We start from the raw sequence: 19918 nt of genomic DNA, 5'->3' as shown, positions 1-19918 counted from the left end.
CATGCGGGTCGTCGTCACCCGCCCCGAAAGCTCGGCCCGCCGGACCGCCGAACGGCTGCGGAACCTCGGCCATCAGCCGGTCCTGCTGCCGCTGACCAGGGCGATCCATCATCCGGACGCCGCCGCGGCAGCGCTCGCCGGTCCGCATGCCGCGCTCGCCGTCACCAGCGCCGAAACACTCCGAGTGCTGTCCCTGCTAGGCGAGCGCCTGACCCCGTTTCTCGGCCAAACCCTCTACGCCGTCGGAGAAACGACGGCGAAGGCGGCCGAAGAGGCCGGCTTCCGGAATATTCGCTCGGGCGCCGGAACGGGGGCCGAACTTGCTGAACTCATTGCAGGCTATGCATCCACTTTCGATGCGCCTTTGCTCTATCTCGCCGGGAAGCCGCGCTCACCGAAATTCGAGGACGGGCTGCGGACGAATGATGTCCGGTTCGTGACGGCCGAAGTCTACGAGATGACGCCCATAGCCTACGATGAAGTTTACATCCGTAGCGTCCTGCTTGAGCCGCCCGTGGACGCGGTGTTTCTCTATTCGCGCGAAAACGCCCGGCTGTTCTGCGATTTCGCTGCACCGCACCTGAGGGAACTTGCATCCGTGCAGTTCGTTTGCCTCAGCGACAATGTGGCCGAAATCGTTCCGCGGGAATTTCATAGAAATATCAAGATCGCCGGCCACCCTGACGAGGACGGGATTTTCGCACTCCTTTAGTAGAGGGGTGGCGGCAAAATCCCGACCGCCCCTTTCTTTCCGATGACCCACCCACTAGTTTCCTGTGAGCGCATGCAAAAAGAGGTCGAGATGGTACCGGAACAACCACCCCGCCGATCCAAGCCAGACAAGGAGCCGGTCACGATCGACCTGACCGCCGAGCAATCGGATGTCGTCGCCGAGCCCGTCCGAAGCAATGACACCGATGACGCGGTGAGCGCGACCGAGCCTGCCGAAGACGTTTCCGCAAGCGCCGAAGAACCGGCCAAGGCCGAGCCCACGGACGAGCCGGCATCCAGCCCTTCGGCCGCAGACGAGCCGCGTTATGACGACCCCTGGTCTGCCGCCGCCCAGACCGAACCGCAGCCCGCGACCGTGGCCCCCGAACCGGAACCGACCCCGGCTGCACCTCAGCGCCCGAGCCCCGCCACGTCGACGCTGATCGCCGCCGGCATTTTCGGCGGCATCGTCGCGTTGCTGCTGGCCGGCAGCATGCAATATGCCGGTTACCTGCCCGGCGCCACGCCCGCCCCGGCCGCTTCCAACACGGCCGGCCTCTCCTCCGAGATCGCGGCACTGCGCCAGGAAATCACAGCACTCAAAAACCGGCCTGTAGCTGCAGCGGCCCCCGATGCCGCGCTCGCCAGCCGCGTCGCCGCCCTTGAGGCAGCCCCCCGGACACCGAGCGGCGCCAGCGAACAGGCGCTTGGCGCCCTGAAGGCCGATCTCGACCGGCTCCGCACGACCGTCCAGTCGGCCGCAAGCGCCGATTCCGGGCTCGCCCAGCGCCTGGACCAGGCCGAGGCCAAGCTGAACGATCGCGGCCCCGAACAACAGGTTGCCCGCGCCGTCGCCGCGGCAGCCCTCAAGGCCGGCATCGATCGCGGCGGCCCGTTCGAGACCGAACTGCAGACTTTCATGACAGTCGCCGGCGACGATCCGGCGGTCGCCGACCTCCAAAAGTTCGCTTCCGCCGGCGTGCCCGCTCGTGCCGAACTGCAGCGCGACTTCCCCCGCATTGCCGATGCGATGCTGGAAGCAACCGCCCAGCGGGACCCCAACGAGGGCATTGCCGGCCGGCTGCTGTCCTCCGCCATGTCGGTCGTCAAGGTCCGCCGGGTCGGCGATGTTCAGGGCGAAACCCCGGATGCGATCGTCGCCCGCATGGAGAATGCGCTGCGCAACGGCGATCTCCAGGCCTCCGTCCGCGAATGGGACGCGCTGCCGGAACCGGCAAAGGCCGTCTCGCGCGATTTCAAGCAGAAGCTCGATGCCCGCATTCAGGTGGAAAATCTCGTGGGCGGAACGCTGTCGCGCGCCGTCGCCGGCACCCAAGGCTGAGGACGGAAGAACCGGATGGTCAGACTTTTCATTTTTCTCGTTGTGGTGCTGGCTCTCGGCTGGGGTTTCTCCTGGCTTGCAGATCGCCCCGGCCTGATTTCCATCACCTGGCAGGACCACCTGATCGAAACCAGCCTGATGGTGGCCGCCACCGCCATGGTCGCGCTGGTCGGCGCCGCGATGCTCCTCTGGTGGATCGTCGGCGTGATCTGGACCTCGCCCTATTCCGTCCGCCGCTATTTTCGCGCCCGCAAGCGTGACCGCGGCTATCAGGCGCTGTCGACCGGCCTGATCGCCGCCGGCGCCGGCAATGCGCTGCTTGCCCGCAAGATGAGCCTTCGCACCCGCGGCCTGATCAGCGCCGACCAGGAGCCGCTGATCCATCTCCTCGAAGCCCAGGCGGCGCTCATCGAAGGCAAGCACGACGAAGCCCGAAAGAAATTCGAGCAGATGGCCGAGGATCCGGAAACCCGGGAACTGGGCCTGCGCGGCCTCTACATGGAAGCCCGCCGCCTCGGCGCCAACGAGGCCGCCCGCCAATATGCGGAAAAGGCCGTCGAACACGCGCCCTACCTGCCCTGGGCCGCCCAGGCAACGCTCGAATCCCGCAGCCAGTCCGGCCGCTGGGACGATGCGATCCGCCTGCTCGACCAGCAGCGCATGGCCAATATCCTCGAAAAGCCGCAGGCCGAACGCTGGAAGGCCGTGCTCCTGACCGCCAAGGCAAACGACCGGCTGGAAGGCGATCCGAAGGGCGCCCGCGACGATGCGATGGCCGCCCTGAAACTCGCCAGGGACCTGGTACCCGCCGCCGTCATCGCCGCCAAGGCCTGGCTGCGCGAGGACAATGTCCGAAAGGCCGCGTCCACCCTCGAGGGCGTCTGGAAGCTCGGGCCGCACCCGGAAATCGCCCGCGCCTATATTCGCGCCCGCAGCGGCGACAGCACCGTCGACCGTCTGAAACGCGCCGAAAAGCTGGAGGCGATGCGCCCCAACAATGTCGAATCGCTGCTGGCCGTCGCCCAGGCGGCTCTCGACGCCCAGGAGTTCAAAAAGGCCCGCGCCAAGGCGGAAGCCGCCGCCCGCATGGAAGCCCGCGAGGCCGTCTACCTGCTGCTCGCCGATATCGAGGAAGCCGAGACGGGTGACCAGGGCCGCGTTCGTCACTGGATGGCACAGGCCCTGCGTGCACCCCGCGATCCGGCCTGGGTGGCCGACGGTTTCGTCTCGGAAAAATGGCTACCGCTTTCCCCGGTCACCGGCCGGCTCGACGCCTTCGAATGGAAGGCACCGTTCGACCAGCTCGAAGGCCCGGTCGAGGAGGGTTCGCTGGCGGCCGACACCGCGATCGCCAGCCTGCCGCCCGTCAGCGCGGTCAACGCCGAGCCCCGCGCCGAGCCCCGCGCCGAGCCCCGCGCCGAGGAGGCGCCCAAGCCGATCCTCTTCCCGGTCAAGCCCGCTCCGCAGGAGGTTAAGCCGCCTCAGAAAGAATTAGCTGTTGCAGCAAAAACACCAACCCCGGCGAATGTGACCCCGAAGGACGGAAAACCCCCTGAAAATGAAGGGGAGCCCGTTCCCTTTTTCGGCCGTCCGCCGGATGATCCGGGTGTGAAAGATCCCGACGCCGCGCAGCCCGCAACCAGGCTCCGGCTATTCTAGAACGGCGAGGGCCTGGAGATAGATGTTAGATCGCATTCAGGCCTTCCTCCACACGCTGACCGGATCCCACCACACGCAGGAATTCGCGCCCGATGATCCGCGGGTGGCCTTTGTCGCACTCTGTTTCCAGGTTATGGAGGCGGACGGCAACATCTCCGATCAGGAACAGCAGAAGTTTCGCGACCTGCTGCGCGAACGCTACGACCTCAGCGAGGATCGGCTGAAGGCGCTGATCGAGGTCGGCCACCAGGCCGGCAGCGAGGCGGTGGATTATTACCGCTTCACGTCCGATCTGAGAAAACACCTCGTCAACGAAGAAGACCGCGTCGAACTGCTCGGCATCCTCTGGGATATTGTCTATGCCGACGGTCAGCGCAGCGAGATCGAGGATCACGTGATCTGGAGGATCGCCGATCTCCTGGGCGTCTCGTCGCGCGACAGGGTTCTGGAGCGCCAGCAGGCCGCGGCGCGCGCAACCGCGGGAGACGAGGGAGGAGACTGAGGACGTTGTCGGTATGTTGATGCTTGCCTCCCGTCATCCCAGGAAACTCCCCGTGCTCATCGTCCCGGCACTTCAGGCCGGCTGAGCCGTTCTTTCTTCCCGGTCCGGTGCCTCCAGGCTGTCGATCCGGCGCAGCTTCGGGAAACCCATCGACCAGATGATCGCCACGGCCAGCGTGCCGATGCCACCGATGACCACCGCCGGCACGGCGCCGAAGATCGAGGCCATCGTACCCGCCCGGAATTCCCCGAGTTCGTTGGACGCGCCGACGAACACCATGTTGACCGCATTGACCCGGCCGCGCACCGCGTCCGGCGTCCAGAGCGCAATCAGCGTCTCGCGCACATAGACCGAGATCATGTCGGATGCGCCCATCAGCATCAGCGCCGAGATCGAAATCCAGGGCGTCGCCGACAGGCCGAAGATCAGCGTGCCCACCCCGAACAGACCGACGCCGATGAACATCGCCACACCGGCATGGTGGCGGATCGGATAGAAGGCGAGGTAGATCGCGACGATGATCGCGCCGACGCCGGGCGCCGCCCGCAGCATGCCGAGACCCCAGGGGCCGAGTTCGAGAATATCGCGTGCAAAGATCGGCATCAGCGCCACCGCGCCGCCGAGAAGCACGGCGAAAAGATCGAGCGAGATCGCCCCGAGCACGATCTTTTCCTGCGAGATGAAGTGGAAACCGGCGAGGATCTGGCCCCAGCTCACCTTCTCGGCCGCATTGCGCTGCGGAGGCTTCGGGATCATGAAGACCAGAGCGGCCGCCAGGATGAGAAACGCGAAGGCGACGGAGTAGGCGGCAACCGCGCTGACACCGTAAAGCAGGCCGCCGGCCACCGGACCGAGGATCGCCGCCGTCTGCCAGGACGAGGAATTCCAGGCGACCGCATTCGGCAGGTCCTGTTCCGGCACCAGGTTGGGTCCGAGCGACTGGACCGCCGGCCCCATGAAGGCGCGCTCGATCCCGAACACGATCAGGATGCCGAAGACCGGCCAGGGCGAAAAGGAATGCGTGACGGTGAGTATCAGGAGTGCGCCGGCGCAGAGTGCGCCGACCACCATGCAGGCCGCCACGATCACACGCCGGTTGTAACGGTCGGCAACGGAGCCGGTGACGAGGATCAGCAGCAGCGACGGCAGGAACTGGAAAAGCCCGATCAGGCCCAGATAGAGCGGATTGCTGGTCACGTCATACATCTGCCAGCCGACGGCAACGCTGACGATCTGGATCGCAAAAGCCGCGAAAAGCCGGGAGAAGAAGAAGCGAGTGTAAGACGAGTGCCGGAAAGCGGCAAAACGATCGCCCGAGACGGGAAGAGACATGAGGCAGCACTTTCAGCGGGACCGGAAGCCGGCAAGACGCCCGTCACCCGCCAACATGATCAGCGCGGGGGCAGTGCTGTTAGTTCGCCAATGTCGACATGTCTGTCAACACGGAAAACGGTTCGGCGGAATATTCTGCAACCGCCGACCTCGCCGCTTCCGGGCCGCTGGGAAGGCCGGATATTCTGCTCAAGCGGGAGGTTGTCCCGCTCACACCTTGACCGAGCTGCTTCTTGCGGTGTCGCGGGACGGAGCCAGGACGCGGACGGCAACGGCGCACCAACAGACGTCGGAGCAGACTTCCAAGCGCAAGGCCTAAGGCTGAGGCCAAGGACCCGCTATAGACAACTCACGCTACCGACAGACGCGTAGGCCGCGAAGAAGCAGCCGGCCAACCCGAGCGTCAGTATCGTCCCGTGAACCGACGCCCTGACATACCCTGTCGCCCGTGGTCGGAACGGCACGGTCACGAGCACAATCAGGCTCAATGCCGCCAGTAACATCAGTATCAGCTTCAAGGGCCACATTAAGAGAGGAAGAACGATCCAGCAGCTCGCGAAAGTATAGGGGCCAGCGGTTGCGTAGGCCGCCAAGACCAGTGCCAACCAGACGGCGATGTGGGCCCACTCAGCCGTGGCCAGTCTTCCCATGGGATCTCCCGTTTGGATGCTCCACCCTAGCCGATATTGTCGGCAACGCAAATATGGATCCAGTATGGCCGCCAGGGGCCGACTGAAGCCTTCGGGCACGCATACCTTGCCGAGTACAATCCCACGGTATGGTTCTTTCGACGCTGTCGTTATCGACCTCGATGCGACCGTCGGTCAGGAAGATGCAGAGACCATACCTGCGGCAGCAGCGGCGCGGACGGCGCTCCGACATAGTCGAGACCGTCCGGCCGATGATTGCCGCCGGGTGGCGATCGACACGAGAGCGCCGCCCGTTAAACATGATTCGGCAGAGGCCCGGACACGGTACTTGCTCGGGAGTTCGTCAATGTCTACATGTCTGTCAACAAAGAAATGGAGACGTTAATGCTCGCCCTGTTTCAGACCATCGATTTGGCCTTGAACCTCTATACCTGGGTGCTGATCGCCAGCGCCATCTTCTCGTGGCTCTATGCCTTCAACGTCATCAATTCGAGAAACCAGTTCGTCGATGCGATCGGCCGCTTCCTGTTCAACGTCACCGAGCCGGTGCTGCGACCCATCCGCCGTATCATGCCGGATCTCGGCGGCATCGACATCTCGCCGGTCATCCTGCTCCTGATCATCTTCTTCATTCGCTCGCTGATGTGGACGTCGATCTATCCGCTGTTTGCGTGAGCGGGCGACCCTATAGCAAGCATTCCGACCATCTGCGGCTCGCAATCCGGCTGACCCCGAATTCGGGCCGCAATGCTGTCGACGGCATGGAGACCGCTGCCGCTGGCGACGTTTTCCTCAAGGCACGCGTCACCGCGGTGCCCGAGGACGGCAAGGCCAACAAGGCGCTGATCCTGCTGCTGGCCGACACGTTCCGTCTGCCCAAATCCTCCATTTCGATCATGTCTGGCGAAACCGCGCGCAAAAAAATCCTCCGGATCGATGGCGACCCGGAGGATTTGGAAGAGAAGCTCGAAAAGTTTCTGAAAGCCTGACGGCTTACTTCTGGGCCTTGTAACGCTCGATGGCTTCGACGATCAGCGTCTTTGCCACGTCGACATTCTGCCAGCCGCCGATCTTCACCCACTTGCCGGGCTCCAGATCCTTGTAGTGCTCGAAGAAATGCTCGATCTGCTTCAGCGTGATCTCGGGCATGTCGGTATAGTTCTTGATCTTGTCGTAGCGCTGGGTCAGCTTCGGAACCGGCACGGCGATGATCTTTTCGTCCTTGCCGCCGTCGTCTTCCATGATCATCACGCCGATCGGGCGCACGTTGATGACGCAGCCCGGAACCAGCGGACGGGTATTGCAGATGAGGACGTCGATCGGATCGCCGTCCTCCGAAAGCGTGTGCGGTACGAAGCCGTAATTGCCCGGATAGGTCATCGGCGTGTAGAGGAAGCGGTCGACGACGAGAGCGCCGGCTTCCTTGTCCATTTCGTACTTGATTGGCTGGCCGCCCACCGGCACTTCAACGATGACGTTGACGTCTTCAGGCGGATTCTTGCCAACGGAAATTGCATCGATACGCATTCTGGTCCCCGATGAGGTTCGACAAAGTTATGCGTCGATAGCGGGAATCATGCTGCAAGGCAACAAGGCTTTGACGCCAAAGTTGGACCGCCGCAGGCACTGCAACATTAGAAAGCGTTCAAATTCAAGAATAATTCAAATCCCGCAGATCAGGGCCAGACGAAGCCGATCTTGCGAAGCTGGGTGCCGCCGAAATCTTCCATGCCTTCGGCGAGATCCACGCCGCCATGCCGCCGGAAAAACCGCGCCGCATGCTCGCTGTCCTCCAGGCACCAGACGACCAGGCCTTCGCAGCCGAGCGATTTCAACAGCCGGCGGCTTTCGCCGAACAGGCGGCGGCCGAGGCCGATACCCTGGAATTCGGGACGCAGATAGATCTCGTAGACCTCGCCGTCATAAGGCAGGGCGCGGGCGCGGTTCAGGCCGATCGTGGCATAACCGGCGACCTGGTCGGCGACATCGAGAACCAGAAGCGTCGCCGGACCGCGCGTCGCCTTGCGCCACCAGGCTTCGCCCCGGCGCTCCAGCATCTGGGTCAGCGGCTTGTAGGGAATGAGCCCTGCATAGGCCTGAGTCCACGCCTGGCGATGCGCCTCGGATATGGCGCGGGCGTCTTGCGGTTCGGCCCGCCGGACATCGATCGACAACGTTTTCATAACGCTTACTCTAGGCCCTGAAGCAGGCAATCCGCCATTCCGCCATTATGCGTAGCGGCGATTGCCCACAGACTTCTCATGTGGACGACGAGGCAACGTTAACGTGTTTTTAACCTTTGCGACAAGACCGGGCGCGGCAAAGGCACAAAAAAACCCCGGCATTTCTGCCGGGGTTTGAAAGTCTCCAGAGCAAGCTCTCGGGATCAGGCGATCTTCGCCTTGCCGAAGCGCTTGCGGTCGTTGGCGTCGAGATAGGTCTTGCGCAACCGAATGTTCTTCGGCGTCACTTCCATCAGCTCGTCGTCCTGAATCCAGGAGAGAGCGCGGTCGAGCGTCATGCGGATCGGCGGGGTCAGGCGAACCGCTTCGTCCTTGCCGGCAGAACGGATGTTGGTCAGCTGCTTGCCCTTGAGGACGTTGACCTCGAGGTCATTGTCTCGGCTGTGAATGCCGATGATCATGCCCATATAGACCTTTTCGCCCGGCTCGATGATCATCGGGCCACGGTCTTCCAGGTTGAACATCGCATAGGCAACAGCTTCGCCGGCCTGGTTGGACAGCAGCACGCCATTGGTGCGGCCGCCGATTTCACCCTTGTAGGGCTGATAGTCGTGGAACAGGCGGTTCATGATCGCCGTGCCGCGGGTATCGGTCAGAAGTTCCGACTGGTAACCGATCAGGCCGCGGGTCGGAGCGAAGAATACCAGACGGACGCGGCTGCCGCCGGACGGACGCAGCTCGGCCATTTCGGCCTTGCGCTCGGACATCTTCTGCACGACGACGCCGGAATGTTCTTCATCGACGTCGATGACGACTTCCTCGATCGGCTCCATCAGCGTGCCGTCCTCGGACTTGTGCATGACGACGCGCGGACGCGACACGGCAAGCTCGAAGCCTTCGCGGCGCATGGTTTCGATGAGAACCGCGAGCTGCAATTCGCCGCGGCCGGAAACGTAGAACGAATCCTTGCCTTCGGCTTCCTCGATCTTCAGCGCGACATTGCCTTCGGCTTCCTTGAACAGGCGGTCGCGGATGACGCGGCTCGTGACCTTGTCGCCTTCGGTGCCTGCCAGAGGCGAGTCGTTGACGAGGAAGGACATGGTGACCGTCGGCGGGTCGATCGGCTGTGCATGCAGCGCTTCGGTGACGGACGGATCACAGAACGTGTCGGCGACCGTGCCCTTGGAGAGGCCGGCGATCGCGACGATATCGCCCGCATGCGCTTCGTCGATCGGCGTGCGTTCGATGCCGCGGAAGGCGAGGATCTTGGAGATACGGCCGGTTTCGACCGTCTTGCCGTCCTGGCTCAGAACCTTGACGGCCTGGTTCGGCTTGATCGAGCCGGAATGGATGCGGCCGGTGATGATGCGGCCGAGGAAGGGGTTGGCTTCGAGCAGCGTGCCGATCATGCGGAACGCGCCGTCTTCGTCACCGACGCTCGGCTCGGGAACGTGCTGCAACACCAGGTCGAGAAGCGGGGCAAGGCCCTGATCCTTCGGACCTTCCGGGTTGACGTTCATCCAGCCGTCGCGACCGGAACCGTAAAGGATCGGGAAATCGAGCTGTTCGTCGGTGGCGTCGAGGTTTGCGAAGAGGTCGAAGACTTCGTTGATGACTTCTTCGTGGCGGCCGTCCGGGCGGTCGATCTTGTTGATCGCGACGATCGGGCGAAGGCCGACCTTCAGCGCCTTGCCGACCACGAACTTGGTCTGCGGCATCGGGCCTTCCGACGAGTCCACGAGAACGATCGCGCCGTCCACCATCGAGAGAATACGCTCGACTTCGCCACCGAAGTCGGCGTGGCCGGGCGTGTCGACGATGTTGACGCGCACGCCCTTCCACTCGATCGAGGTCGCCTTGGCAAGAATGGTAATACCGCGTTCCTTTTCCAGATCGTTGCTGTCCATCATGCGCTCGGTGGTGCGCTGATTTTCGCGGAACGAGCCGGACTGCTTCAGAAGTTCGTCAACGAGAGTGGTCTTCCCATGGTCGACGTGTGCGATAATCGCGATATTGCGCATTTTCATGTTTGAATCTCTGAGCTCTTGGCGCGGCGACGGGAGGCGGCGCCCAATTCGTTTTGCGGCCTCATACCCTGTTTTTCGCATTTGCGAAAGGGGTGAGCGCGATGATGGTTGACTGCTATTCCGCCACCAGCCCGCTGCGCCTCAACAGGGTCAGCAAGAGGAGCGGCAGCAGGGTGGTCATCACGATTGCAATGAAGGCCATGGCCATGCCGAGCCCGATCGACCCCTGTTCGAACTGCCTCCAGATGAATGTGGCAATCGTCTGCATGCCGACCGGGGCGACGACAACCGAGGCGACCAGCTCGCGCGAGGCAAGCGCAAAGACAAGCAACATAGCCGAGGCAAGGCTCGGGAAGACGAGCGGCAGCAGGATGCGCCGGAAGGCCGTCAGGCTGCTAGCACCGAAGACGCGCGCCGCCGCCTCCAGATTGTCGCCGATCTGCTGGAAGGCGGCCGTGGTGTAGCGCACCGGCTGCGGCAGCAGGATGCAGCAATAGGCGAGCAGCAGGATGAAGGCGGTGTTGTAGGGCGTCGCCGGCAGCCAGGGCATGTTCCAGGCCAGAATCAGCCCGACCGCGACGACAATGCCCGGCAGCGCATTCGGCAATATGGTCATCACGTCGATCGTTGTGCGCCCGCGCATCCGCGTCTTGACCACCGTATAGGCCGCCGTCACGCCGACCAGCCCGGTGATCAGGGCCGTGGCAATACCAAGCGAGAAGCTGTTGACCAGAGCCCCGAGCGCGCCGGCACTGTTGCTGAAAACGGCGATGAAATTGTTGAGGCTGAGATTGCCGAGTGCCAGCCCGCCCGAAATCGTCCGCGACAGGGCCGTCGCCAGGATTGCCAGGAGCGGCACGCCGGTCGCCAGGAAGGCCACGACCGAGAAGGCGATCATCACGGGCACTTTCAGGGCGCCGAGCGGGCGCTTGTCCTTGGCAGTCGGCTTGCCACCCACCGTCTGGTAGGAGCGTCGCGAAAGGATCCACCGCTGCAGCAGGAAGGTCACGAGCGACATGCCGACCAGCAGCAGCGACAGGATCGCCGCGCCCGGAAGATCGATCGGCCAGTCGGTGATGCGCAGGTCGATGCCGGTCACCAGGACCTGGAACCCCGCCCGGCGGCCGAGCGCCGCCGGCGTGCCGTATTCCTCGATGGCGGCTGCGAAGACCAGCATCAGGCTTGCGGCCAGGCCGGGGGCCGACAACGGCAGCGTGATCCGCCAGAAGGCCCGCGCCGGCGTCGCGCCAAAAACGCGGCCGACATCGGCGTAGCGCGAACCAACAGCTTCGACCGTCCGCGACACCGCGAAATAGACGACCGGAAAGGTGTTGAAGGCCATGACCAGCGTCATGCCGAACAGGGAAAACAGGAAGGGAGCGAGGTTGAAGCCGACCAGCTGCTGCAGGTAACCGCGCGGCTGCAGCGTCATGATCCAGCCGAGCGTCGCGATATAAGGCGGGATCATGAACGGAACGAGCAGGACCACATCCCAGAACGGCGCGTAGGGAATGCGGTAGAGCGCCCGGAAGACGCCGAGCGGCACGGCGACCACGGCCGAGGCAAGCACCACGCAGCCGCCGAGCAGCAGCGTATTGCCGGCCATGCCGATCAGCGCGCTATCGGCGAGCGTCGCCAGCAGCGAAGAGAAAGGCCCCGCGAACGAGCCCTGTCCGAGATGGGGGAAAATGCCTTGCAGCACCACGGCGATGAAGGGAACGGCAACGACGAGGACCAGGCCCGCAATCGCGAGCCAGGCGGCCGGAGCCGCACCGCCGATACCATTCGCCTTCATCGCGCGTTCCTTACTTGCCGCCGTAGATCTTGGTGATCTCGGCCAGCGTTTCCTTGCGCTTGCCGTAGACGGCAGCGGTATCGTACTTCAGCAGCTTCAGGTCGCCGATCAGCGGGCGGTTTGCCGGGATGTCGGTACGGGCCGGCATCAGCATTTCATCGGCAACGGCCTTCTGGCCTTCGTCTGACAGCATGTAGTCGATGAACTTCTTGGCGTCGTCCTGGTTCTTGGACCAGTTGAGGATCATCGCCGGGCGCGGCGCGATGACCGTGCCGGAAGCCGGGAAGATCACGTCGATCGATTCACCCTTGGCCTTGGCAGCGAGCGTGATGTAGTCGACGGCGCCGAAGACCGCGGCCTTGGCACCCTGCAGGACCGGGTTCAGGGCATCGGCATTGGCGCCGGCAACGATCGCGCCATTGGCCTTCAGGTCGTTGAAGAGCTTGAAACTGTCCTGGCCGGCGAGAGCGGCGGTCAGTTCGAAGGACGAGCCGGACTGGGCCGGATCCGGGATGTTGACGAGGTCCTTGTATTCCTTTTTCGTCAGGTCGGCCCATTCGGTCGGCTTCAGCGTGCCGCTCTTGGTGTTCCAGGCAATCCCGAGAGCCGAAATCCCTTGCGCGACCGCGCCTTCCGTCTTCAGGAAGTCAGGAACCTTGGCAGCGTTCGGGCTCGAATACTTGACGAGCCAGCCGCGCTTGGCGAAATCGGTCGCGGTATCCCAGGAAGCCGAGACGAGAACATCGACGACCGGATTTGCAGCCTCGGCTTCGATACGGGCCATGACCTTGCCGGTCGTTGCCTGGAAGACATTGACCTTGATGCCGGTCTGCTTGGTGAAGCCGGCCGACAGCTTGTCGATCAGGCTCTGGGGACCGGCGGTATAGACGGTGACGTCGGCATGGGCGACGCCAGCCATAAGCGCTGCGGCAACGATGCCGAAAGTGATGCTCTTCAATGATTTAAGCATGTTGCAAACTCTCCTTTTTGGATGAATGAATGCGTGGGGAAAACCAGCGGATCTGGTCCGTGTCGATCGAAAGGCCGACGTCGTCGCCCGGACGAAGCTTGACGCGGCTGAGAACCTGCAATTCGATATGGCTGGGGCCGACGAGCGAGACGGTCGCCAGGTGCCCGTCGCCGCGGAACTGCGAGCGCAGCACGGTGGCCGCCAGACGCCCCGGCCCGATGTCGCCGATCGAGATCGAGCCGACCGGGATGAGCACGCGGGCGCTGGTGCCGGCAGCGGCGGCATCCCGCAGCAGCGCTACGTCGCTGCCCTTGAAGACCCACAGCCCGTCGCGATGTTCGAGCTCGGCGATGCCGCCGAGGCGCAGGAAATCCGCCACCTCGGGCGTCGCCGGCTTGTCGATCAGCTGGTCGGGAGAGGCGAGCTGCTCGATCAGCCCGCCGCGCATGACGGCAACGTCGTCGGCAAGCGTCAGCGCTTCCGCATGGTCGTGCGTGACATAGATGGCAGTCAGGCCGAGCGTGGCGATCAGTTCGGCGAGTTCGCCGACCATGTTTTCGCGCAGCTCACGGTCAAGGTTGGACAGCGGCTCGTCGAAAAGGATGAGCTGCGGCTCGGCGACGATCGCACGGGCGATCGCCACACGCTGCTGCTGGCCGCCGGACAGATCGCTCGGGCGGCGATCCGCATAGGCGCCAAGGCCGACGCGTTCCAGCGCCCGCATCGTGCGAGACTGGCGCTCGGCCTTGCCGAGTCCGCGCATCTCGAGCGGAAAGGAGACATTGCCGCCGACCGTCAGATGCGGCCACAGCGCGTAATCCTGGAAGACCATGCCAAGATTGCGCTTTTCGGGCGGCGCGAACGTCCCGGCCGCAGCATCGGCAACCACCTGGCCGGCAATGGCGATCGAACCCTTGGTCGGGGCCAGCAATCCGGCGACGAGGCGCAGAAGCGTGGTCTTGCCGCAGCCGGAGGGACCGAGCAAGGCAAGCGTCTTGCCCTTCGAAAGCGAGATATCGATGCCCTTGAGAACCGGCGTCGCGCCGTAATGCAATTCCACCCCGGCCGTCGAGACGGCGGCATGGGTCGCTGGGGGCTGAAAGGTCATGGGAAACCGGCATCGGTTGGAGGCGATGCCGGTGTCCTATTAAGGTTCCATGACAGTGGTGTTACGGTTTGATGACAACCGGATGACAGGCCGATGATTGGTAAATCACCGGCATGCCGCGTCGCCTGAGCCCGGGATCACAGTCGCTCTCAGGCGTCGCTGCCGGAAAGCTCCTCGACCATGGCCAGACCCTTTTTCTTCAGCATCGCCTGCGGGTCCGGCAGCTTGCCGCGGAAGGCCTTGTAGGTATCTTCCGGGTCAATCGAACCGCCGACCGAATAGATATTGTTCTTGAGCTTGCGCGCCATGACCGGATCGAACGCGTTGCCGGTCTCCTCGAAGGCGGAGAAGGCGTCCGCATCGAGCACTTCCGACCACATGTAGGAATAGTAGCCGGCCGAATAGCCATCGCCCGAAAACACATGCTGGAAATGCGGCGTCGCATGGCGCATGACGATCGACGTCGGCATGCCGAGCTCGGCCAAGACCTCACCCTGCACCGCCATCGGATCATCGACCGCGTCGCGGGTGTGGAACGCCATGTCGACCAGCGCCGACGAGGTGAATTCCACCGTCGCGAAGCCGGCGTTGAAGGTGCGCGCCGCCAGCACCTTGTCGAGCAGCGCCTTCGGCATCGGTTTGCCGGTCTCGTGATGCACGGCATATTTTTCGAGAATTTCGGGCACGGTCAGCCAGTGTTCGTAGAGCTGCGACGGCAGTTCGACGAAATCGCGCGACACGCCGGTGCCGGAGACCGACGGATAGGTGACATCCGAAAGCATGCCGTGCAGCGCATGGCCGAACTCGTGGAACAGCGTGCGGGCGTCGTCGAGAGACAGCAGCGCCGGCTTGCCTTCGGCGGGCTTGGCGAAGTTGCAGACATTGTAGATGATCGGCAGCTCGCCTTGCGCACCGTTCTTCAGCGGCAGCTTGTGCTGCGACTGGAGGGAATTCATCCAGGCGCCGGAGCGCTTCGAGGAGCGGGCGAAATAGTCGCCGAGGAACAGCGCCTTCAGCTTGCCGTCCTCGTCGCGAACCTCGAATACCCGCACGTCCGGATGATAGGCGGCGACACCCTTCACCTCGACCACCTTGACGCCGAATAGCCGCTCGGCGACGTCGAAGCAGGCCTCGATGATCTTTTCGAGCTGCAGATAGGGCTTCAGCTCCGTTTCGGAGAAATCGAAGGTCCGCTGGCGCAGCTTCTCGGCGTAATAACGCCAGTCCCAGGGCATGACCTCGTGGTTCTTGCCTTCCTCGGCAATCAACCCGCCAAGGCTTGACTCTTCCTCCAGTGCCCTGGTGCGCGCCTTGTCCCAGACCCCGCGCAACAGCCCGTTCACGGCTTCCGGCGTCTTCGCCATCGTATTGTCGAGCTTGTAGGCGGCGAAATTCTCGTATCCGAGCAGTTTTGCCTTTTCGGCCCGAAGCGCCAGCGTCTCGCGCACGATGCCGAGATTGTCGGTCTCGCCACCGTTCGCGCCGCGTGCCGCCCAGGCCTTGAACGCCTGTTCGCGCAGGTCCCGCCGGGTAGAGAAGGTCAGGAACGGCTCGATGATCGACCGCGACAGCGTCACGAGATAGCCATCCGTCTCGCCCCGCTCGCGAGCAGCAGACGCCATGGCGTCGCGCAAGATGGTCGGCAGGCCGCCGAGCTCGGCTTCATCGACAAGTTTCAGCGACCAGCTCTTCTCGTCGCCGAGCACGTTCTGGCCGAACTGGGCGCCGAGCCCGGCAAGCTTCTCGTTGATATCGGCAAGCCGCTGCTGCTCGGTCTTGGCGAGTTTCGCACCGGCCTTGACGAAGCCCTTCCAGTGCCGCTCGAGCACACGCTCTTCCTCGAGCGTGAGGCCAAGCTCCTTGCGCTTTTCCCAGAGCGTATCGATGCGGGCAAACAGCGCCGCGTTCATGCCGATCTTCGAATAGTGGCGGGACATTTTTGGCGCGATCTCGCGCTCGAGCGCCTGGATATTCTCGTTGGTATGCGCGCCGGCCTTGCCCCAGAACAGCGCCGAAACGCGCGACAGCTCGTCGCCCGCGGTCTCCAGCGCCACGACCGTATTGGTGAAGGTCGGCTCTTCCGGATTGTTGGCGATCGCATCGATCTCCGCTTCGTGGATGCCAAGTGCCTCGTCGAAGCCGGGCGCGAAGTCCTCGTCCTTCACCTGATCGAAACGCGGCAGGCCGTGATGGCCGTTCCAGTTCACGAGAGCGGGGTTCACCAGAAGATTAGAAGACATGCAAATATCCTTCGTAACGATGCTTCGCCATTCATATAGGAGAAGGCGGCAGGAATGGGTATGCGCCCGTTCATTTTCGTCTTTCGGCAAGAAATCATACACAATAATTAACGGTTATTAACCATTTGACGCAGTGCAGTAATCAAAGGTAATTTTAGCCCAGTATCCGATGAATCAGGATATAGCCATGGAAATCAGTTCCTTGCGCTGGTCTACCAACTTACTGCAAAGAGACCACTCTCGAAACAATAAAGTCGAGAAATCATCGGAGCACGGAAGTCGGCAGAGCCAGATCACCTTTCAGGTGCCCGACACGGATGAATCGCCGATTGACTATTCGGCGATCACCCCGCGGGATCTGCGCGCCCTCGCGCTCGAAAACTACCAGGCAGGCCGGATCGACCAGGAGACCTACATAACGCTCTCCGAAGAACTTCCAACTCATGCCGTCGATGCTCAGGGACAGTTGGTAGACCTCTCGCAAGTCACCGACGAAACCGGCTTCAATTTCCACGATTTTTACCGCAATCAGCTCGAAATCGCCATGTCGCTCGGCGATACGTCCCGCGCCAATGTCCTGCGCGCGGTCATGGCCTTCATCGAAGTCTGATCGGAAAGCGCGTATGCCTTCAGGCGCGCCGGTACCCGAACAGGCCTGGCGCCGAATGCCAGAGAGCCTGCACCGCAAAGCCGATGAACAGCAGGCCGGAAAGCCGGACGATCACCCTTTCATGTTTCCGGTAGAAGCGCCGCACAACGCCGGCGCCGATAATCCCGATCAGCACCAGGTCAGCCGTCAGAAACCCCACCAGGGACACCGCGAGAAGAACCGGCAGCTCGCTGAAATCCAGCGCATCGGCTGAACTCGCGAGCAGGGCCGTAAACGTCGCCAGCGCCACCGGATAGCCCTTCGGATTGGTCAGCCCGAAGATCAGCCCGCGCCGCAGCGGCTTCTCGACCGTCATCAGGCCGCCGCCGTTCTCCTTCGGCTTCGCCCGCAAGGCGCTCCAGCCGATCCAGCCGAGATAGAGGCCGCAGAAAACCCCGAGCATGTCGAAGAATGTCGTGCCGATCGTCTTGGCGCCGATGATCGCCACCAGCGCCAGCCCGGACCACAGGATATCCCCCGCCAGATGCCCGCCCATGAAGAAGGCCCCGGCCTGCCTTCCCTGCCCGGCACCGATGCTGAGCAGCGCCAGGAAGGCAGGGCCAGGAATGAGCGTGTAGGCGAGCGCCGCGAAAAAGGCGCCGGCAAGCAGTGATGAGGACATGGAGAAGCTCCGTCGGAAGGCTGCGACAATTTCGCCGCAGGTTTTGCCGCTGTCAATGCAACCGCACCCGGTTTTCCATTTGCCTCTTCCCCGAAAGATAGTAAGGGTGCCTTACAAAATTTGCAGAGAAGGCGAAGGGCGCCGAGGGATATGGACAGTTTGGGATTTCTGGTTGTCGACAGTGCCCGATTGCTGCGCGCCGCCTTCGAACGCCGCATCGCCCAGGCCGGGCTCGGCCTGACGCCCGGCGAGGCGCGAGCCCTGATGAGCATCGCCGCCATTGACGGCAGCCGTCAGCTCGACATTGCCGCCCGCATGGGGGTCGAACCGATGACGCTCTGCGCCTATCTCGACAAGCTGGAGGCGCTCGGACTGGTCGAAAGGCAGCAATGCTCCGCCGACCGCCGTGCCAAGCGGGTCAAACTCACCGGTGCCTCCGACGAGATGATCGGCTCGATCCGCAAGGAGCTGAACGCTATCCTGGCCCAGGCGACCGAAGGCCTGAGCGAGGAAAACAACCGCATCCTGCGCGAGGCATTGGCCATGTTCAACGCCAACCTCCAGGCCGTAACCCCTTCCGTTGTGCTCCAGACCGCATTCGATGAAAGCCGATAACATGCCGCCTGTCCCCGCTCGGATGAGCGAGCGCCGAACCACGATCATCGGCGCGCTCCTGACGGCGATCGGACCGATCTCGATGGCGATCTACACGCCGGCCATGCCGGAACTGGTGCATGCCTTCTCGACCACGGAAGCGGCGATCAAGATGACGCTGTCGCTCTATTTCGCCGGGTTCGCGCTGGCGCAGCTGGTCGCCGGCCCCGTTTCCGACGCCTTCGGCCGCAAGACCGCCTCGTTGAGCTTCCTCCTGATCTACCTTGCCGGTTCGCTGCTGGCGGCCTTTGCGCCGACGGTCGAATGGGTGCTCGCCGGCCGCCTCATCCAGGGTATCGGCGCCTCGGTCGGCATCACCGTGTCGCGCGCCATCGTGCGCGATCAGTTCAACGGCGGCGACGCGGCCCGGATCATCAACACGATGGGCATCATCCTGGCGATCGGGCCCTCTCTCGGCCCGACGATCGGTGGCCTTGCACTCGCCGCCTTCGGCTGGCGATCGGTCTTTGTACTGATGGTCGGCTTCGGGGCCCTGCTTGTTTTCCTCTCCACCGTCTGCCTCAAGGAGACAACCGTGCCGGATCGCAGCCGGCTGAAGCCGCTGCGGCTCGTCCAGGCCTATGCGGAAATCATCGCCCTGCCGCGCTTCCTGTTTACCGCGGTCGTTCTGGCCGGCGCCGTCGGCTCGATGTATGCCCAGGCGGCCGTGCTGCCGTTCATCCTGATTGAGAGGGTCGGGCTGACGCCGACCCAGTTCGGCATGAGCATGCTGATGCAATCCGGCTTCTTCCTGATGGGGTCGGTCTGCCTCCGCGTTATCTCGAGATGGCTGCCGGCTGAACGCGCGCCCCTCGTCGGACTGGTTCTCAGCGGCAGCGGCGGCCTCATCATGGCCCTTTCGGTCCATTACCTGCCGCCATCCTTTCTGTCAGTCATGGGGCCGGTCGCCATGTGCGCCTTCGGGATCGCCTTCGTGTCGCCCTACATGACCGCGGCAGGCCTCATCCCCTTCCCGCATATCGCCGGGTCTGCGTCGGCGATGATGGGCTTCATCCAGATGGGCGCCGGCTTCGTCGGCGGTGTCGCCGCCGCCTCGATCGGCGCGCCGCTGCCGGCCTTCGGCATCATCATCCCGACCATGCACTTCATCGCCGTGCTCGGTTACATCGGTTTCCGCATCGCCAGCCGCAGGGCATGAAAAAGCCCGCTTCCCTTGTCGGCAAGCGGGCTTCGATGATCGGGATGGATGTGCGGATTACTTGCCGAGATTGCGCTTGGCAAGCGTGCGCAGGCGCAGCGCATTGAGCTTGATAAAGCCCGCCGCATCCTTCTGGTCATAGGCGCCCTGGTCGTCCTCGAAGGTGACCAGCTTGTCGGAATAGAGCGACTTGTCGCTCTCGCGGCCGATGACCATGACATTGCCCTTGTAGAGCTTCAGCGTCACTTCGCCTTCCACATGCTCCTGGCTCTTGTCGATCAGTGCCTGCAGCATTTCGCGCTCCGGCGAGAACCA

18 protein-coding genes and 1 pseudogene are annotated in these 19918 nt (G+C 63.3%); 9 read left to right on the top strand and 10 right to left on the bottom strand.

The annotated features are described in order from the left end of the window. Position 1: 1 nt before the first annotated feature. The 4 genes from PMI07_RS17425 (at position 2) to PMI07_RS17410 (ending at position 4214) form a co-directional block, all read left to right on the top strand. The gene (locus PMI07_RS17425) at positions 2-712 is read left to right on the top strand and encodes a uroporphyrinogen-III synthase (RefSeq protein ID WP_007769787.1); all 711 of its coding nucleotides are present in this window, start codon (positions 2-4) and stop codon (positions 710-712) included. A 90-nt stretch (positions 713-802) separates the two neighbouring features. After that, positions 803-2053: a mitofilin family membrane protein gene (locus tag PMI07_RS17420; protein WP_007769789.1), complete on the top strand. Its 1251-nt coding sequence runs from the start codon at positions 803-805 to the stop codon at positions 2051-2053. 15 nt (positions 2054-2068) lie between these two features. Then, complete coding sequence (locus tag PMI07_RS17415; RefSeq protein WP_007769793.1) at positions 2069-3712, top strand: heme biosynthesis protein HemY; 1644 nt, start codon at positions 2069-2071, stop codon at positions 3710-3712. A 22-nt stretch (positions 3713-3734) separates the two neighbouring features. After that, positions 3735-4214 carry a TerB family tellurite resistance protein gene (locus PMI07_RS17410; protein WP_007769795.1) on the top strand — a complete coding sequence of 160 codons (480 nt, stop codon included), beginning with the start codon at positions 3735-3737 and terminating at the stop codon, positions 4212-4214. A gap of 72 nt (positions 4215-4286) precedes the next feature. Here PMI07_RS17410 and PMI07_RS17405 read toward each other — a convergent pair whose 3' ends face one another. Next, complete coding sequence (locus PMI07_RS17405; protein ID WP_007769798.1) at positions 4287-5546, bottom strand: MFS transporter; 1260 nt, start codon at positions 5544-5546, stop codon at positions 4287-4289. Between the two features lie 1034 nt (positions 5547-6580). Here PMI07_RS17405 and PMI07_RS35370 point away from each other — a divergent pair. Both PMI07_RS35370 and PMI07_RS35365 read left to right on the top strand, forming a co-directional pair. Further along, complete coding sequence (locus PMI07_RS35370; RefSeq protein ID WP_007769801.1) at positions 6581-6871, top strand: YggT family protein; 291 nt, start codon at positions 6581-6583, stop codon at positions 6869-6871. Then, positions 6868-7185, top strand: a complete 318-nt coding sequence (locus tag PMI07_RS35365) for a DUF167 domain-containing protein (RefSeq protein WP_007769802.1) — start codon at positions 6868-6870, stop codon at positions 7183-7185. Before PMI07_RS35370 ends, PMI07_RS35365 begins: the two co-directional genes overlap by 4 nt. 4 nt (positions 7186-7189) lie before the next feature. Here the strand turns inward: PMI07_RS35365 and ppa are convergent, their stop codons facing one another. The 7 genes from ppa to PMI07_RS17355 all read right to left on the bottom strand — a co-directional run bounded on the left by ppa (position 7190) and on the right by PMI07_RS17355 (position 16519). Next, positions 7190-7723 (bottom strand): inorganic diphosphatase, encoded by a 534-nt coding sequence (gene ppa / locus PMI07_RS17385; protein WP_007769804.1) that lies wholly within the window; start codon positions 7721-7723, stop codon positions 7190-7192. A 149-nt stretch (positions 7724-7872) separates the two neighbouring features. After that, positions 7873-8379, bottom strand: coding sequence for a GNAT family N-acetyltransferase (locus tag PMI07_RS17380; RefSeq protein ID WP_007769806.1), 507 nt, complete (start codon positions 8377-8379; stop codon positions 7873-7875). Between the two features lie 203 nt (positions 8380-8582). Further along, positions 8583-10406, bottom strand: coding sequence for a translational GTPase TypA (typA, locus tag PMI07_RS17375; RefSeq protein WP_007769808.1), 1824 nt, complete (start codon positions 10404-10406; stop codon positions 8583-8585). Between the two features lie 115 nt (positions 10407-10521). Further along, positions 10522-12201, bottom strand: a complete 1680-nt coding sequence (locus tag PMI07_RS17370) for an iron ABC transporter permease (protein WP_007769809.1) — start codon at positions 12199-12201, stop codon at positions 10522-10524. A 10-nt stretch (positions 12202-12211) separates the two neighbouring features. After that, on the bottom strand, positions 12212-13171 hold the full coding sequence (locus PMI07_RS17365; RefSeq protein WP_024163884.1) for an ABC transporter substrate-binding protein: 960 nt from the start codon (positions 13169-13171) through the stop codon (positions 12212-12214). Further along, positions 13164-14279, bottom strand: coding sequence for an ABC transporter ATP-binding protein (locus tag PMI07_RS17360; RefSeq protein ID WP_007764702.1), 1116 nt, complete (start codon positions 14277-14279; stop codon positions 13164-13166). Before PMI07_RS17360 ends, PMI07_RS17365 begins: the two co-directional genes overlap by 8 nt. 149 nt (positions 14280-14428) lie before the next feature. Beyond that, positions 14429-16519: a M3 family metallopeptidase gene (locus PMI07_RS17355; protein ID WP_007764698.1), complete on the bottom strand. Its 2091-nt coding sequence runs from the start codon at positions 16517-16519 to the stop codon at positions 14429-14431. 187 nt (positions 16520-16706) lie between these two features. Between PMI07_RS17355 and PMI07_RS17350 the strand changes: the two genes are divergently transcribed. Further along, positions 16707-17129, top strand: a complete 423-nt coding sequence (locus PMI07_RS17350) for a hypothetical protein (protein WP_007764695.1) — start codon at positions 16707-16709, stop codon at positions 17127-17129. A 19-nt stretch (positions 17130-17148) separates the two neighbouring features. Here PMI07_RS17350 and PMI07_RS17345 read toward each other — a convergent pair whose 3' ends face one another. Beyond that, positions 17149-17790 carry a LysE family translocator gene (locus PMI07_RS17345; RefSeq protein WP_007764692.1) on the bottom strand — a complete coding sequence of 214 codons (642 nt, stop codon included), beginning with the start codon at positions 17788-17790 and terminating at the stop codon, positions 17149-17151. A gap of 150 nt (positions 17791-17940) precedes the next feature. On the opposite strand from PMI07_RS17345, the gene PMI07_RS17340 reads away from it, so the two are divergent. Together PMI07_RS17340 and PMI07_RS17335 are read left to right on the top strand one after the other, a co-directional pair. Then, complete coding sequence (locus tag PMI07_RS17340) at positions 17941-18405, top strand: MarR family winged helix-turn-helix transcriptional regulator (RefSeq protein WP_007764690.1); 465 nt, start codon at positions 17941-17943, stop codon at positions 18403-18405. A gap of 22 nt (positions 18406-18427) precedes the next feature. Further along, a complete protein-coding gene (locus PMI07_RS17335; RefSeq protein WP_024163883.1) occupies positions 18428-19603 on the top strand; it encodes a multidrug effflux MFS transporter in 1176 nt (391 codons plus the stop codon). A 57-nt stretch (positions 19604-19660) separates the two neighbouring features. Here PMI07_RS17335 and PMI07_RS17330 read toward each other — a convergent pair. Further along, a pseudogene (locus tag PMI07_RS17330) lies at positions 19661-19918 on the bottom strand (argininosuccinate synthase domain-containing protein); the annotation flags it as partial.

Source organism: Rhizobium sp. CF080 (assembly GCF_000282095.2).
Lineage (GTDB): Bacteria > Pseudomonadota > Alphaproteobacteria > Rhizobiales > Rhizobiaceae > Neorhizobium.
The sequence above is the reverse complement of the archived record's forward strand: the minus strand, read 5'-3'. Positions and strand labels throughout refer to the sequence as shown.